Raw genomic sequence first — 16,537 nt, forward strand, 5'->3', positions numbered from 1 at the left:
AATAAGGGGCAAACCGCTTTAAAACGTGGCGCCAACTCTATGTTCTGAATGGCGTTTTGCCCACGCATACGAAAAATTGACATTAAACTAGCACGACCAAAGATAACTTTACACCGTCTGTCGCAATGGCTAGCGCCATTATGTTGATTGGCCAGCAGTATGAGTGGCTAAAACGCTGTTACTTGCCGCCCCAACTGCCCGGGTCAATCACGACTCAGGCGTCCACCATCGCCATCGCCTCCTCGACATCCACTGCTACCAGGCGCGAACAACCGGGCTCGTGCATCGTTACCCCCATTAATTGATCGGCCATTTCCATGGCGATCTTATTGTGGGTGATATAGATGAACTGCACCGTCTGCGACATCTCCTTGACCAAGCGTGCATAGCGTCCAACGTTAGCGTCATCCAGCGGCGCGTCAACTTCGTCGAGCATGCAGAACGGCGCCGGATTCAACTTGAAGATGGCAAATACGAGGGCCAATGCGGTCAACGCCTTTTCACCACCGGAGAGCAAATGAATGGTGCTGTTCTTCTTGCCCGGCGGACGCGCCATGATCGTTACCCCTGTATCGAGTAGATCTTCGCCCGTCAGTTCCAAATATGCGCTGCCACCGCCGAAAACTTTTGGAAAGAGTGCCTGTAAACCCGAGTTAATCTGATCAAAGGTATCTTTGAAGCGGTTACGGGTTTCTTTGTCGATCTTGCGAATCACGTTTTCCAGAGTGTCGAGCGCTTCCACCAGATCGGCGTTCTGGGCATCCAGATAACGTTTACGCTCGGACTGTTGCTGGTATTCATCAATGGCCGCGAGGTTGATGGCGCCCAGGCGCTGGATCCGCGCGGCAATGCGTTCAAGTTCTTCTTCGGCGTCTTTCTCGTTGGCCTCACCGGTGAGGGTGGCCAACACGCCTTGCAGGTCGTAGCCATCTTCCAGCAACTGATCCTGCAGTGTCTTGCGGCGCACGGTCAGGGCTTGCCATTCCATGCGCTGCTGTTCGAGCTGCCCGCGGATCAACTGGGATTGCTGTTCGGCCTGGGTGCGGCGCTTCTCGGCGTCACGCAGCTCGCGATCGGCGTCTTCCAGAGCGATCTGCGCGGTCTTGAGCTCGACGTCCACCGTCATGCGCTTTTCCAGCAACTCTTCGAGTTTCAGGCGCAGCTCTTCCAGTGGCGCTTCGCCCTCTTCCAGGTTGAGGCTCAGTTGCTCGCGCTTTTCGGTGAGGCGCTCGGATTGCAGCTCCAGGCGCTCCAACGCCTGGCGCGTGGAGTCGTGCTGGGCCTTGAGCGAGCCCAGGCGCACTGCCAGTTGATGGGCGTGATCCTTATGTTGACGGGCCTCCTGGCGCACCCGATCGAGGCGCTCGCGCAAGCTGTCACGCTGGGCCAGCAGCAGTTCACGCTGCTCGGTATCCAGGGCCATGCTGTCGAGGGCTTCCTGCAATTGCAGGCGGGCCTCGCCCACTTGTTCGTGCTCCAGGGCGCGCTGCTCGCCCAGCTCGCTCACTTCCTCGTCGAGGCGGGTGCGGCGCAGGGCCAACTGTTCGACCTTGGCCTTGCCGGCGGAGAGCTTGGCTTTCAACTCGCCCTGCTGGCGGGCTTCGTCCTGCAGCAAACGGCGCAGGTGCTCGCGGCCGTTTTCCTGCTGGCGTTGCTGGGCCCGCAAGTTCAATAACTGGCTTTCCAGGGCCTCGACCGCGGCTTCACGCTCATCGCGCTCAAGGCCCAACTGCTGGATTTCCTGGTTGCGCGCGAGCATCCCGCTTTCCGCTTCGCTGGCCCGGCGCACCCTTAAAAAGTGCCGCCCAACCCAGAAGCCATCGCGACTGATCAGGCTTTCTCCGGCTGCCAGCTGGCCACGCAAGGCCAGGGCCTGCTCCAGGCTTTCCACCGGCTTGACCTGCCCCAACCAGGGCGACAGATCGACCTGTGCCTCCACCTTGTCCAGCAGACTGCCGGCAATCCGCACACCATCGCCCGCCAGTTGCAGCAGGCGCAGATCGCCCTGATGAAAGCCCGCCAGATCGAAGCCGGCAAAGTCATCCACCAGCACCGCTTGCAGGTCAGCGCCCAGCACGGTTTCCACCGCCAGCTCCCAACCCGGGTCGACCTTCAGGCCCTCGGCCAGGCGCGGGCGCTCGGCCAGGTTTTGCTCGCGCAGCCATTGTGCGGTGCCGGTGCCCGGATCCAGGGCGGCCTGTTGCAGCGCCTCCAGGGAAGCCAGACGACCGTTGAGACGCTGCAATTCACCCTGGGCCTGCTGCTGGGCCTGGGTCGCTTGCTGCAACTCCTGGCGTAACTGCTCCAGGCGCTCGACCTGGGACTCTTCGCTGGCCTGCAGGTCTTCCAGGGTCGCCTCGCTGGCGGCGAGTTCTTCATTCAATTCGCGGATCGCAGCGTCTTCCGGGTCGGCGGCGAGCAATGCCCGCTCCTCGACCAGACGCCGCTGCCGTTCGGCCAGGCGCTCCATGCTGCCTTCGAGCTGCTGGATACGCGATTGCTGAACTTCGGCCTGGCGCTGCGGCTCGGCAGAGCTCAGGTTGAAGTTGTCCCACAGTTCTTGCCAGCCGTGCATGGTGGTTTCGGCGTCTTCCAGGGCTGCGGCGGCTTCTTCGGCGGCGGCGCTGGTGACTTCCTGCTCGGGCTCGAGCATGTCCAGCTCTTCGCCCAACGTCGCGAGCAAGGTGCGGTCATGGCCCAGGTGCGATTCGGTTTCCAGGCGCGCACGCTCGGCCTCGCGCAAATCATCCTGCAACTGGCGCAGCCGCTGCTGACCATGCTGGATGCTCTGCTCGACCCGGGCGATATCGCCGCCGACCGAATAGAAGCGCCCCTGCACCAGATTGAAGCGCTCGGACAGATCATGGTGCCCGTCGCGCAGGCGTTCGATGGCCGCATCGGCATTGCGCTGTTCCGCCACCAGGGCTTCGAAGCTGATTTCCTGGTTGCCGATGATCGACTCGCGCTGGGCCACCTGCTCATGCAAGGCCTGCCAGCGCAACGCCGAAAGCTGGGCCTTGAGCTGACGCTCCTCACCCTTGTATTCCTGGTACTTTTCCGCCGCCTGGGCCTGGCGATGCAAGCGTTCGAGCTGGCGTTCGAGCTCTTCGCGCAGGTCGGTCAGGCGCGCCAGGTTCTCGTGGGTGCGGCGGATGCGATTCTCGGTCTCGCGCCGGCGCTCCTTGTACTTGGAGATGCCGGCCGCTTCTTCGATAAAATTGCGCAGGTCCTCGGGCTTGGCTTCGATCAGCTTGGAGATCATGCCCTGCTCGATGATCGAGTAGCTGCGCGGCCCCAGGCCGGTGCCGAGGAAAATATCGGTGATGTCACGGCGCCGGCATTTGGTGCCGTTGAGGAAATAGCTGTTCTGGCTGTCGCGGGTCACTTTGCGACGAATGGAGATTTCCGCATAGGCCGCGTACTCGCCGACCAGGGTGCCGTCGGAGTTGTCGAACACCAGCTCGATACTCGCCTGGCTCACCGGTTTACGGCTGGTGGAGCCGTTGAAGATGACGTCGGTCATCGACTCGCCGCGCAAATTCTTGGCCGAGCTTTCGCCCATCACCCAGCGTACGGCGTCGATGATGTTCGACTTGCCGCAGCCATTGGGCCCGACTACCGCTGCCATGTTACTGGGGAAGTTGACGGTCGTCGGGTCGACGAAGGACTTGAACCCGGCCAGCTTGATGCACTTGAGCCGCACGTTTAGGCGACCGTCAACGCAGAAATCACCAGGTCGCAACTGCGCTGGGCGTAGGCCGTCAGCACCAGGCGGATTTGCGGCAGGTCACGGGCCATCACTGCCGCCAGCAGCTGCTCGAACAACGCCAGGAACTCGCTCATTTCCGCCTTGCGCTGCTCCAGCGCCAGGAAGTAGGCACGGCTCATGGCCGGCTGCAGGTTCTCGACGGTTTCCTGCAGGTACGGGTTGTTGGCAAAGGGATAGGCCGCGCGCATCACATTGAAGCTTTCTTCAACGAAGGTGCGGATGTCCTGGCGCTCGTAGGCGGCGATCAGGCGCTGCTGGATCTGCAGGAACGGCGCCATGTCAACCTGGACCGTCCAGCCGCTGGCCACCGAGTTGCCGAGCAGGATGTACAACTCGCTCATCAGGGTGCACAGGCTCTGCACCTTGTGCGCGGTGAGTTCGGTGACATGGGCCCCACGTCGCGGCAGGATCGCGATCAGGTGACGACGTTCGAGGATCAGCAAGGCTTCGCGGACCGAACCGCGACTGACATTGAGTGCCAGCGTGACCTTCTGCTCCTGAATGCGCTCCCCAGGCTTGAGATCGCCGCGAATGATACGTTCGGCGAGGTGGTGAGCAATTTGCTCGGCGAGGCTGTCCGGCGCCTTGAACGTCATGGTTTTCCTTCAAAAATCTTCGATCAGTACAGGCGGCGCAGTGTAGCGCAATTGACACGTCATGGCGGAGTGCCCAAACAGCACAATTGGCATGAAATAAGCACATTTACTCATTCAAGCCACCCCGATCGGGGCGATTGCCTGATGCCGCGAGCCACTGCGAAGGATTGATGGCAAGCGCACGCACAGCGCGCCTTTGAGCAGCGCTGACCGCTCTGCAAGGCGGCCTCGGGGATCTTGGCCATACTTGAATTGTTGATCGCTTAAAATTCCTGACCCATAGGTCAGAAATTCATTGACCGAAAAGTCAGATCTGACTAAATTCGGCCCACAGCGATTAACAACAATAATGAGTCTGCGAGGCCTTCCGTGATCCAGTTTTTACTTAACCAGGAGCTGTGCAGTGAGCACGTCCTGGACCCGAACCTGACCGTGCTCAATTACCTGCGCGAACACTTGGGTAAACCCGGCACCAAAGAAGGCTGCGCCAGTGGCGACTGCGGCGCCTGCACCGTGGTGGTCGGCGAATTGCAGACGGACGCCACAGGCGTCGAGCGAATCCGCTATCGCAGCCTCAACTCGTGCCTGACCTTTGTCTCGTCGCTGCATGGCAAACAATTGATCAGCGTTGAAGACCTCAAGCATCAAGGCCAGTTGCACAGCGTGCAGAAGGCCATGGTCGAGTGCCATGGCTCGCAGTGTGGCTTCTGTACCCCGGGCTTTGTCATGTCGCTGTTTGCCCTGCAAAAGAACAGCGACCAGCCAGACGCCCACAAGGCCCACGAAGCCCTGGCCGGCAACCTGTGCCGCTGCACCGGTTATCGGCCGATCCTGGCCGCTGCCGCGCAAGCCTGCTGCGGCGAGCAGCCGGACCAGTTCGACGCTCGCGAAAGCGAGACCATCGCCCGCCTCAAGGCCATTGCCCCCAGTGACACCGGCGAACTCAACAGTGGCGACAAACGCTGCCTGGTACCGCTGACCGTCGCCGACCTGGCCGACCTCTACGATGCCTACCCCCAGGCCCGGTTGCTGGCCGGAGGCACCGACCTGGCGCTGGAGGTCACCCAGTTCCACCGCACCTTGCCGGTGATGATCTACGTCGGCAACGTCGCAGAAATGAAGCGCATCGAACGTTTCGACGAGCGCCTGGAAATCGGCGCCGCCACCGCCCTCACCGACTGCTACGAGGCGCTGAACGCCGAGTACCCGGACTTCGGCGAACTGCTGCAGCGCTTCGCGTCCCTGCAAATCCGCAACCAGGGCACCCTGGGCGGCAACATCGGCAACGCCTCGCCCATTGGTGACTCGCCGCCGCTGCTGATCGCCCTCGGTGCGCAGATCGTGCTGTGCAAAGGCAACACCCGCCGCACCCTGGCCCTGGAAGACTATTTCATCGATTACCGGGTGACCGCGCGCCAGGAAAGCGAGTTCATCGAGAAGATCATCGTGCCCCGCGCCAGCGCCGAGCAGCTGTTTCGCGCATACAAGGTCTCCAAGCGCCTGGATGACGATATTTCCGCGGTCTGCGCGGCCTTCAACCTGCGCCTGGAAAACGGCACGGTGGTCGACGCCCGCGTGGCCTTCGGCGGCATGGCCGCCATCCCCAAACGCGCCAAGAACTGCGAAGCCGTGCTGCGCGGCGCCCCCTGGAACAATCACACCGTGGAGCGCGCCTGCGCGGCGCTGGCCGAAGACTTCACCCCACTCTCGGACTTTCGCGCCAGCAAGGAATACCGCCTGCTCAGCGCCCAGAACCTGCTGCGCAAATACTTTATCGAGCTGCAAACACCGCACATCGAGACTCGGGTGACCGCTTATGTCTAATCATCACAAGGTCGAGAAGACCCAAGCCGAACTCGCCGCCCTGTTCCAGCAGGACCTCACCACCGGCGTCGGGCGTAGCGTCAAGCACGACAGCGCCGACAAGCACGTGTCCGGCGAAGCGCAGTACATCGACGACCGGCTGGAGTTTCCCAACCAACTGCATGTGTACGCCCGGCTCTCGGACCACGCCCACGCGAAAATCCTCAGCATCGACACCACTCCCTGCTATGCCTTTGCCGGTGTACGTATTGTCATCACCCATCAGGACATTCCCGGGCTCAAGGACATCGGCCCGTTGCTCCCGGGCGATCCGCTGCTGGCCATCGATGATGTGCAGTTCGTCGGCCAGCCGGTGCTGGCCGTCGCCGCCAGGGACCTGGACACCGCACGCCAGGCCGCTATGGCCGCGATCATCGAATACCAGGACCTGGAACCGGTGCTGGACGTGGTCGAGGCCCTGCGCAAGCGCCACTTCGTGCTCGACAGCCACACCCACCAGCGCGGCGACTCGGCCAACGCGCTGGCAACCGCCGAACACCGGATCCAGGGTTCGCTGCACATCGGCGGCCAGGAGCATTTCTACCTCGAGACCCAGATTTCCTCGGTGATGCCCACCGAAGACGGCGGGATGATCGTCTACTGCTCCACGCAAAACCCCACCGAAGTGCAGAAGCTGGTGGCCGAAGTGCTGGACGTGTCGATGAACAAGATCGTGGTCGACATGCGGCGCATGGGCGGCGGTTTCGGCGGCAAGGAAACCCAGGCCGCCAGCCCGGCCTGCCTGTGCGCGGTGATTGCGCACCTCACCGGCCAGCCGACCAAGATGCGCCTGCCGCGGGTCGAGGACATGCTGATGACCGGCAAGCGCCACCCGTTCTACATCGAGTACGACGTCGGCTTCGACAGCAACGGCCGGCTGCACGGGATCCAGCTGGAACTGGCTGGCAACTGCGGCTGTTCGCCGGACCTCTCGGCGTCGATTGTCGACCGCGCCATGTTCCATGCCGACAACTCGTACTACCTGGGCGATGCCACCATCAACGGCCATCGCTGCAAGACCAACACCGCGTCCAACACCGCCTACCGGGGCTTCGGCGGCCCGCAAGGCATGGTCGCCATCGAAGAAGTCATGGATGCCATCGCTCGCCACCTGGCGCTGGACCCGCTGGCGGTGCGCAAGGCGAACTACTACGGCAAGACCGAGCGCAACGTCACCCACTACTACCAGACCGTCGAGCACAACATGCTCGAGGAAATGACCGCAGACCTGGAAGCCAGCAGCCAGTATGCCGAGCGCCGTGAAGCGATCCGCCGCTACAACGCCAACAGCCCGATCCTGAAAAAAGGCCTGGCGCTGACCCCGGTCAAATTCGGCATTTCCTTTACCGCCAGCTTCCTCAACCAGGCCGGCGCGCTGATCCACATCTACACCGACGGCAGCATTCACCTGAACCACGGCGGCACCGAAATGGGCCAAGGCCTGAACACCAAGGTCGCGCAGGTGGTGTCGGAAGTGTTCCAGGTGGAAATGGACCGGGTGCAGATCACCGCCACCAACACTGACAAGGTGCCCAACACCTCGCCGACCGCCGCCTCCAGCGGTGCCGACCTGAACGGCAAGGCGGCGCAGAACGCGGCCGAGATCATCAAGCAGCGCCTGGTGGAGTTTGCCGCGCGGCAGTACAAGGTCAGCGAAGAAGACGTGGAGTTCCACAATGGCCACGTGCGGGTGCGCGACCACATCCTGACCTTTGAAGCCCTGATCCAGCAGGCGTATTTCAATCAGGTCTCGTTGTCGAGCACGGGCTTCTACAAGACCCCGAAAATCTATTACGACCGCAGCCAGGCCCGCGGCCGGCCGTTCTATTACTTTGCCTTCGGCGCGGCCTGCGCCGAGGTGATCGTCGACACCCTGACCGGCGAATACAAAATGCTGCGCACTGACATCCTGCATGACGTCGGCGCCTCCCTGAACCCGGCCATCGATATCGGCCAGGTCGAGGGCGGGTTTATCCAGGGCATGGGCTGGCTGACCATGGAAGAGCTGGTGTGGAACGCCAAGGGCAAGCTGATGACCAATGGCCCTGCCAGCTACAAGATCCCGGCCGTGGCCGACATGCCCCTGGACCTGCGGGTCAAGCTGGTGGAAAACCGCAAGAACCCGGAAGACACGGTGTTCCATTCCAAGGCCGTGGGCGAGCCACCGTTCATGCTGGGCATCGCCGCCTGGTGTGCGATCAAGGATGCCGTGGCCAGCCTCGGCGACTACCGCCATCAGCCGAAGATTGACGCCCCGGCGACGCCGGAGCGGGTGTTGTGGGGCTGCGAGCAGATGCGCCAACTGAACGCTGCAAAAGCGCTGGTACCCGAAACCGAGCTGGCTTCGCTCTGAGGTGATTATGAACAACTGGATCAGCGCCCTCGCCGACCTGCAGAACCAGGGAGAACCCTGCGTGCTGGTGACCATCATCGAAGAGCTCGGCTCCACGCCGCGCAATGCCGGCTCGAAGATGGTCATCAGCGCGGCGCACAGCTTCGACACCATCGGCGGCGGCCACCTGGAATACAAAGCCATGCAGATCGCCCGGGACATGCTCCTGCGCGGCCAGCAGAACACTCACCTGGAGCGCTTCAGCCTCGGCGCCAGCCTTGGCCAGTGCTGTGGTGGGGTTACCGTGCTGCTGTTCGAACCCATGGGCCAGGTGCAGGCGCAGATCGCGGTGTTCGGCGCCGGCCACGTCGGCCGCGCCCTGGTGCCGCTGCTGGCGAGCCTGCCATGCCGGGTGCGCTGGATCGACTCAAGGGAGCAGGAGTTCCCGCAACAGATCCCCCACGGCGTGCGCAAAATCGTCAGCGAAGAGCCCGTCGACGAAATTTCCGAGTTACCGGTGGGCAGCTATTGCATCGTCATGACTCATAATCACCAGCTCGACCTGGAACTGACCGCCGCGATCCTCAAGCGCAACGACTTTGCCTACTTCGGCCTGATCGGTTCGAAGACCAAACGCGTCAAGTTCGAACACCGCCTGCGCGACCGCGGTTTCGACAGCGGCGTGCTGCAACGCATGCGCTGCCCGATGGGCCTGGGTGAGGTCAAAGGCAAGTTGCCGGTGGAGATTGCCATCTCCATCGCCGGCGAAATCATCGCCACCTATAACGCCAATTTCGGCCAGCACAGCGCCAGCGCCGAACCCATTGCCAAACTGCTGCCGGCTTCGCGCCGCAGCCAGGCTTCAAACTGAAAAACCACTGATTGAGAATCTCCATGCCTCTGACACGTAAAGCCTACCGGGCCGCCATCCTGCACAGCATTGCCGACCCCGCCGTGGTCGGTATCGAAGCCTCGTACGAGTACTTCGAAGACGGTCTGCTGGTGGTCGAAAACGGCCAGATCAGCGCCCTGGGCCACGCCAGCGAACTGCTCGCCAGCCTGCCTGCCGATATCGAAATCAACCACTATCAGGATGCCCTGATCACCCCGGGTTTTATCGACACCCATATCCACCTGCCGCAAACCGGCATGGTCGGTGCGTACGGCGAGCAACTGCTGGACTGGCTCAACACCTACACCTTCCCCTGCGAAAGCCAGTTCGCCGACCAGGCCCATGCCGATGAAGTGGCCGATATTTTCATCAAGGAACTGCTGCGCAACGGCACCACCACGGCCCTGGTGTTCGGCAGCGTGCACCCGCAGTCGGTGAATGCTTTCTTTGAGGCGGCGCACAAGCTCGACCTGCGGATGATCGGCGGCAAGGTGATGATGGACCGCAACGCCCCGGACTACCTGACCGACACCGCCGAATCCGGTTACCGGGAAAGCAAAACGCTGATCGAACGCTGGCACGGCAAGGGCCGCCTGCACTATGCGGTGACCCCACGCTTCGCCCCCACCAGCACCCCGGAACAACTGACCCTGGCCGGCCAGTTGCTGACCGAGTATCCCGACCTCTACATGCAGACCCACATCAGTGAAAACCTGCAGGAGATCGAGTGGGTCAAGGAGCTGTTTCCGGAGCGCAAGGGCTACCTGGACGTGTACGACCATTACCAGTTGCTCGGCGAGCGCTCGGTGTTCGCCCACGGCGTGCACCTGTGCGACGACGAATGCGCACGCCTGGCTGAAACCGGCTCGGCCGTGGCCTTTTGCCCGACCTCGAACTTCTTCCTCGGCAGCGGCCTGTTCAACCTGCCGATGGCTGAAAAACACAACCTCAACGTCGGCCTGGGCACCGACGTCGGTGGCGGCACCAGCTTCTCGCTTCTGCAAACCCTCAACGAAGCCTACAAGGTCATGCAACTGCAAGGCGCGCGCCTGAGCCCCTTCAAGTCGCTGTACCTGGCCACCCTCGGCGGCGCCCGGGCGTTGCGCCTGGAAGACCGGATCGGCACCTTGCAACCGGGCACCGATGCCGACTTCCTGGTGCTCGACTACCACGCCACACCGCTGCTCAGCTATCGCCTGAAGCAGGCCAGGAGCATCGCCGAAACCCTGTTCGTGCTGATGACCCTGGGCGATGACCGCACCGTGTCCCAGACCTACGCCGCCGGCCAGTTGGTCCACCAGCGCTAGGGGCAAACGCAAAATCCCCCGTCCGGGATCAACCGGGCGGGGGATTTTTCATGCCTGCTCAGATGCACAGGGCGACCTGTGCGGGCAGTGGATCAGAAGGTCACTTCCAGGTTCAGGGTCGGGGTCGAGGTGCGGGTCCCGCGTCCGCCGTCGACACCAAACTTGTTGTGCCAATACTCGTAGCCCACGCCCAGGTAGAGGTTGGGCTTGACGTTTTTACCCGGCAACACCGCCACCATCAGCGCCGTGCGCACCAGGGTTTCCGGCGCGGTGTCGCGGTAGTTGTAATCGTGACCCTTCTCCCCGGTGTAATTGATGAAACCCTGGAACTTGGCGCCATGGCTGCCCAGCTCGAACGGGCGCATCCAGGCCAGGTTCAGCAGGTAGGTGTCATCAAAGGTGTGATCCGGATCCTTGGCCCCGGGGATCCCGGAATGGTTGTTTTCCTTGTAGTACAACAGGCTCAGGTCAAGCACACCGACGGTGTTGAACTTCAGGGTCGGGCCGAACACCAGGGCGCGTTTTTTCGCCGAACCCAGGTTGTTGTTGCGGCTGGCGTCAAAACCCAGGGTCAGCGCGTAATCCTTGATCGCGCCAGTGCCCAATGGCGTATCGAAGACCCGTGAAGCGTAGAGCTGGTGCCGATAGACGCCGTAGACTTCGCTGCTGCCTTCGCGAGTGCCCTTGCGTGGGTCGTCATTGTCGGAAAGCAGCACGTCCAGGTGCAGGTAGTTGCTGCCGTACTGGTAGCCGCTGGCGTGGGTGAAGCTGTAGATGCGCTTGCTGATGTAGTGCGGGTTGTTGGGGTTGGTGAACTCTTTGCCGTAACGAAACCCGACGCTGTTGTTCATCCATTCCACAGCCACCGCTTCCCCGGCGCCAATGATGCTCATCAGCAGGGTTGCGCCTTGAAGTGCCTTTCTCATTTTTATTATGTCCTGTGCCTGATACAGGCCCGGCCGGCTGCCGGGCAGTGCATATCGAGCCCTGAACCACTAGGAAATAGAGGCGCGGCACCTTGGCCCCTGCCGCTACCGCCTGATTGGGACTCGACGCAAAAACTGTATACAAACAGTGACAAAATTGCACAAACAATTGATCACAACATTTCAAATAGTTTGCTGGCCGCGTTGAGATCCGTGGCTGACCGTAATTAAAACAAGGCGTTGAACGCAGCCGTCGCTGCGGCAAAAACGTGCACAGCGCTTTTCACCCGGCCAAAAAAATCCCCCGTCCCGGTGAACCCGGGCGGGGGATGTTCATTTCAGGTCAATCAGAGCTTGGCAGCAGCTCGACCCGGCTTTTTGGTTTGCAGCAGGTGCGAGAACACTGCGTGCAGGTCGTCCGAAGCGCTTTCTTCGTCGAGGTTGAGTTTGCTGTCGATGTGATCCATGTGATGCATCATCAGGTTCACCGCCAACTCGCCGTCACGGGCTTCGATGGCATCGATCAACTGGGTGTGCTCATCGTAGGAACAGTGGGAGCGGTTGCCACTTTCATACTGGGCGATGATCAGCGAAGTCTGGGACACCAGGCTACGTTGGAAGCTGATGAGCGGTGCATTTTTGGCCGCTTCCGCCAACTTCAAATGGAACTCGCCGGAAAGACGAATACCGGCGCCGCGATCACCGCGCGAGAAGCTGTCACGCTCGTCGTTGACCATCTGCCGCAACTCGGCCAACTGCTCGGCCGTGGCATGCTCCACCGCCAACTCGGTAATCGCTCGCTCCACCAGGCGCCGTGCAAGAAACACCTGCCGCGCTTCCTCGACACTGGGGCTCGCCACCACCGCGCCACGGTTGGGGCGCAGCAGTACCACGCCTTCATGGGCCAGGCGCGATAAGGCGCGACGAATGATGGTCCGACTGACTCCGAAAATTTCCCCCAGCGCTTCTTCGCTCAACTTGGTACCGGGCGCCAGGCGCTGTTCGAGGATGGCCTCGAAGATATGTGCGTAGACAATATCGTCCTGGGTTCCGCTGCGACCGGCCTTGCCGGCTCGCGGTTGTTTCTTGAGGGGTTGCAACTGTTCGTTCATGGGCACTCGGGTCGGAAGGACTGCGGCGATTTGACGGTGACTGTAATACGGCACAGTGGGTCGCTGGCAAGTATCGCGCTAAAACAATGGCACATTGTACACAACCCATGGGGATCATTCGCAATAAGAGTTAAAAGCCGACCGCCAGGGCCTGACTGTACGGCTGTTTACGGTCGCGGCTGTATTGCAATGTCCGGTTACTTTTAAGTTTAGGCTTGAACTCCGGGTACCGGAACAGTGTTGTTGGTACTTCCGACACCCTGGCTGCAACGGCCCGTTGTCTGCTTCTGCTCTTATCAAGAACAAGGAATTGCACCCCCATGTCCGACGCCTCCACCGCGCCCTTGCGCCCGCTGGCCGACACTTCGCCTTCGGCCATCGTCGCCGGCTTCATCGCCATGATGACCGGCTATACCAGCTCCCTGGTGCTGATGTTCCAGGCCGGCCAGGCCGCCGGCCTGAGCAGCGGGCAGATTTCCTCGTGGATCTGGGCCATCTCCATCGGCATGGCGGTGTGCAGCATTGGCCTGTCGTTGCGCTATCGCACGCCCGTCACCATCGCCTGGTCGACCCCGGGTGCGGCGTTGCTGATCACCAGCTTGTCCGGGGTGACCTACGGCGAGGCCATCGGCGCCTACATCACCTGCGCGGTACTGGTGACCATTTGCGGACTGACCGGCAGCTTCGAGCGCCTGGTCAAGCGCATTCCGGCGTCCCTGGCGGCGGCGTTGCTGGCGGGGATCCTGTTCAAGATCGGCAGCGAAATCTTCGTCGCCGCCCAGCACCGGACCGGCCTGGTGCTGGGGATGTTCTTCACCTATCTGGTGGTCAAGCGCCTGTCGCCACGCTATGCCGTGCTCGCGGCGCTGCTGCTCGGCACTCTGCTCTCGGGCCTGATGGGCTTGCTGGACTTCAGCGGCTTCCACCTGGAAGTGGCGACCCCGGTCTGGACCACACCGCACTTCTCCCTGGCGGCGACCATCAGCATCGGCATCCCGCTGTTCGTGGTGGCCATGACCTCGCAGAACATGCCGGGCATCGCCGTCCTGCGCGCCGACGGCTACAACGTACCGGCCTCGCCGCTGATTACCGCCACCGGCATCGCCTCATTGCTGCTGGCACCGTTCGGCTCCCACGGCATCAACCTGGCCGCCATCAGCGCGGCCATCTGCACCGGCCCCCACGCCCACGAAGACCGCAACAAACGCTACACCGCAGCGGTCTGGTGCGGGATCTTCTACGGCATCGCCGGGGTCTTCGGCGCCACCCTCGCGGCCTTGTTCGCCGCGCTGCCCAAGGAACTGGTGCTGTCGATTGCCGCCCTGGCGCTGTTCGGCTCGATCATCAACGGCCTGAGCATCGCCATGAGTGAAGTCAAGGAGCGCGAAGCGGCGCTGATCACCTTTATGGTCACCGCTTCGGGGCTGACGCTGTTCTCCATCGGTTCGGCTTTCTGGGGGATTGTCGCCGGGGTCCTGACCCTGGCGATCCTCAACTGGCGCAAGGCCTGAGGCACTGGCGCACGCGGCGGTCCAACCCAATCCGGGCCGCCATGACCTTGATCAACGCCCACGGCACATCCCGGGATACAGGCCCGAGGCATTGACAGGATCAGTGGGGAAATCGAGACGCCGCCCAGGGGCAGCAACGAGTCAGCGGCCCGGGCGGGCCGCCGACTCATGACATCAGGCTACCGGATTGATTGGCTTTTCCGGGTACCAGACGTCCAACAGCGGGCTGACTTCAACGCTGGTCAGCTCGGTGCGGGCCTTGAGCCAGGCTTCAACCTTGGCGCGTTGCTCTTCGCTGACCGAACCGCGTTTGCTCAGGCAAACCAGGCCGAAGTCATCACCACCAACGTAGCCGAGGCCGTTGGCTTCCATCGCTTCTTTCAGGAAGGCTTCGAGGAAAGCGTCGATAGCCTCTTCACCCAGATCTTCTTTGAAATCCAGGTTCAGTTCGAAACCCAGCTCTTGAAATTCATCGACGCACAGTTTTTTGCGCAGACGCTGGGAACGGTTAGTAGCCATGGAACAATCCTCTTAAGTAATAACGGGCGGCACTTTAGCAGTTTAAGCAAGTGATTGCCTGACTCTATAGACGTGCGAGCAGGCCATTGGGAAAAAAATAGCGGATTAGCCGCCCGCCGCACGGCACAAGGCGCTATACCTTGGGGCATAATGCCGACACTTTCATGACCACCGAGGGAAGTTATCTTCATGCCCTCTTCTTTTTCCCCCTCGCCTGCAGGGTTTTATTTCAGATGATCAAATCTTTGCGTCCATTGCTTCTCGCCAGTTTTATCTTGCCCCTGGCCTTCACCGTCTCCGCAGCTCCCGTCAACACCACTCTGTCTCCCAAGGTTCAACAAGCCCTCAAAGCCAGCAAGCTGCAGGACAACGCCCTGTCGCTGGTGATGATCCCGCTCAACGGCCCCGGCACCCCGACTGTTTTCAACGCCGACGTCTCGGTCAACCCGGCCTCGACCATGAAGCTGGTCACCACCTACGCTGCGCTGGAAATGCTCGGCCCCAACCATCAGTGGAAGACCGAGTTCTACACCGATGGCACCCTCAGCGGCGGCATCCTCAACGGCAACCTGTACCTCAAGGGCGGTGGCGACCCGAAGCTGAACATGGAGAAACTCTGGCTGCTGATGCGTGACCTGCGAGCCAACGGCGTGCAGCAAGTCACCGGCGACCTGGTGCTGGACCGCAACTTCTTCGTGCAACCGCAACTGCCGGAATTCAATGACGACGGCAATGACGAAAACAAGCCGTTCCTGGTCAAGCCCGACTCGCTGATGGTCAACCTCAAGGCCCTGCGTTTTGTCGCACGCAACGACTCGGGCAGGGTGCTGGTGTCGGTTGAGCCGCCGATCGCCAAGATCCGCATCGACAACCAGGTCAAGGCCGCGCCCGGCAAGCAATGCACCGGCGATGTGCGCTACAACCCGGTCGCCCAGGCGGACGGCAGCGTCACAGTCACCGTCAACGGCCAGTTGGGCGATGGCTGCAGCTCCCAGACCTACTTGTCGCTGCTCGACCATGCCACCTACACCGCCGGCGCCGTACGGGCGATCTGGCAGGAACTGGGTGGCAGCATCCAGGGCAAAGACCGCCTGGCTGCGGTGCCCAAAGACGCCAAGGTCCTGGCCCGGGCCTTCTCCCCGGACCTGGCGGAGATCATCCGCGACATCAATAAATACAGTAACAACACCATGGCCCAGCAGCTGTTCCTGAGCCTGGGCGCGCAATACCGCAACGACGCCGATGGCGACGATGCCAAGGCCGCACAGCGCGTGGTGCGCCAGTGGCTGGCGAAGAAAGGCATCACCGCGCCGCACCTGGTGATGGAAAACGGCTCCGGCCTGTCCCGCGCCGAGCGGGTCAGCGCACGGGAAATGGCCGGCCTGCTGCAAGCCGCCTGGAGAAGCCCGTACGCCGCCGAGTTCATCAGTTCGATGCCGATTGCCGGCATGGACGGCACCATGCGCAAGCGCCTGAAACGCACCGCCATGTCCGGCGAAGCACACATCAAGACCGGCACCCTGAACACCGTGCGCGCCATCGCCGGCTACAGCCGTGACAGCAACGGCAATACCTGGGCGGTGGTGGCGATTCTCAACGATCCGAAACCTTTCGGCGCCTCGTCGGTGCTGGACCAGGTGCTGCTGGACCTGTATCGCCAGCCAAAACTGGCCACTGCCGCTTCGGACCTGTAAGCCGCTGCACCTGATG

11 protein-coding genes are annotated in these 16,537 nt (G+C 61.8%); 6 read left to right on the forward strand and 5 right to left on the reverse strand.

Annotated elements, in window-relative coordinates:
• Positions 1 to 214: 214 nt before the first annotated feature.
• Positions 215 to 3,703: a chromosome segregation protein SMC gene (gene smc, locus ACOZJV_RS10295; protein WP_421547531.1), complete on the reverse strand. Its 3,489-nt coding sequence runs from the start codon at positions 3,701 to 3,703 to the stop codon at positions 215 to 217.
• A 2-nt stretch (positions 3,704 to 3,705) separates the two neighbouring features.
• Positions 3,706 to 4,365, reverse strand: a complete 660-nt coding sequence (locus ACOZJV_RS10300; protein WP_078471165.1) for a GntR family transcriptional regulator — start codon at positions 4,363 to 4,365, stop codon at positions 3,706 to 3,708.
• A 369-nt stretch (positions 4,366 to 4,734) separates the two neighbouring features.
• Here ACOZJV_RS10300 and xdhA point away from each other — a divergent pair, with 369 nt between their 5' ends.
• The 4 genes from xdhA to guaD are packed head-to-tail and all read left to right on the forward strand — an operon-like array spanning position 4,735 to position 10,759.
• Positions 4,735 to 6,189, forward strand: a complete 1,455-nt coding sequence (xdhA, locus tag ACOZJV_RS10305) for a xanthine dehydrogenase small subunit (protein WP_421547532.1) — start codon at positions 4,735 to 4,737, stop codon at positions 6,187 to 6,189.
• Positions 6,182 to 8,581, forward strand: coding sequence for a xanthine dehydrogenase molybdopterin binding subunit (gene xdhB, locus ACOZJV_RS10310; protein WP_421547533.1), 2,400 nt, complete (start codon positions 6,182 to 6,184; stop codon positions 8,579 to 8,581). The genes xdhA and xdhB overlap by 8 nt, the downstream gene beginning before the upstream one ends.
• 7 nt (positions 8,582 to 8,588) lie before the next feature.
• The gene (gene xdhC / locus ACOZJV_RS10315) at positions 8,589 to 9,431 is read left to right on the forward strand and encodes a xanthine dehydrogenase accessory protein XdhC (protein ID WP_421547534.1); all 843 of its coding nucleotides are present in this window, start codon (positions 8,589 to 8,591) and stop codon (positions 9,429 to 9,431) included.
• Positions 9,432 to 9,454: 23 nt separating this feature from the next.
• Positions 9,455 to 10,759 carry a guanine deaminase gene (gene guaD, locus ACOZJV_RS10320; RefSeq protein WP_421547535.1) on the forward strand — a complete coding sequence of 435 codons (1,305 nt, stop codon included), beginning with the start codon at positions 9,455 to 9,457 and terminating at the stop codon, positions 10,757 to 10,759.
• Between the two features lie 92 nt (positions 10,760 to 10,851).
• Here guaD and ACOZJV_RS10325 read toward each other — a convergent pair whose 3' ends face one another.
• Both ACOZJV_RS10325 and ACOZJV_RS10330 read right to left on the reverse strand, forming a co-directional pair.
• Positions 10,852 to 11,685, reverse strand: coding sequence for a nucleoside-binding protein (locus ACOZJV_RS10325; protein WP_201130184.1), 834 nt, complete (start codon positions 11,683 to 11,685; stop codon positions 10,852 to 10,854).
• A 347-nt stretch (positions 11,686 to 12,032) separates the two neighbouring features.
• Complete coding sequence (locus ACOZJV_RS10330) at positions 12,033 to 12,797, reverse strand: GntR family transcriptional regulator (protein WP_020300370.1); 765 nt, start codon at positions 12,795 to 12,797, stop codon at positions 12,033 to 12,035.
• A gap of 320 nt (positions 12,798 to 13,117) precedes the next feature.
• On the opposite strand from ACOZJV_RS10330, the gene ACOZJV_RS10335 reads away from it, so the two are divergent.
• Positions 13,118 to 14,308, forward strand: coding sequence for a benzoate/H(+) symporter BenE family transporter (locus tag ACOZJV_RS10335; RefSeq protein WP_078471159.1), 1,191 nt, complete (start codon positions 13,118 to 13,120; stop codon positions 14,306 to 14,308).
• A gap of 174 nt (positions 14,309 to 14,482) precedes the next feature.
• Here ACOZJV_RS10335 and ACOZJV_RS10340 read toward each other — a convergent pair whose 3' ends face one another.
• The gene (locus tag ACOZJV_RS10340; protein WP_020300368.1) at positions 14,483 to 14,827 is read right to left on the reverse strand and encodes a YggL family protein; all 345 of its coding nucleotides are present in this window, start codon (positions 14,825 to 14,827) and stop codon (positions 14,483 to 14,485) included.
• A gap of 233 nt (positions 14,828 to 15,060) precedes the next feature.
• Between ACOZJV_RS10340 and dacB the strand changes: the two genes are divergently transcribed.
• Positions 15,061 to 16,521, forward strand: a complete 1,461-nt coding sequence (dacB, locus tag ACOZJV_RS10345) for a D-alanyl-D-alanine carboxypeptidase/D-alanyl-D-alanine endopeptidase (protein WP_078471158.1) — start codon at positions 15,061 to 15,063, stop codon at positions 16,519 to 16,521.
• The last annotated feature ends 16 nt before the right edge of the window (positions 16,522 to 16,537 follow it).

Origin of the sequence: Pseudomonas sp. QD4, assembly GCF_049199125.1 — a bacterium.
GTDB lineage: Bacteria > Pseudomonadota > Gammaproteobacteria > Pseudomonadales > Pseudomonadaceae > Aquipseudomonas.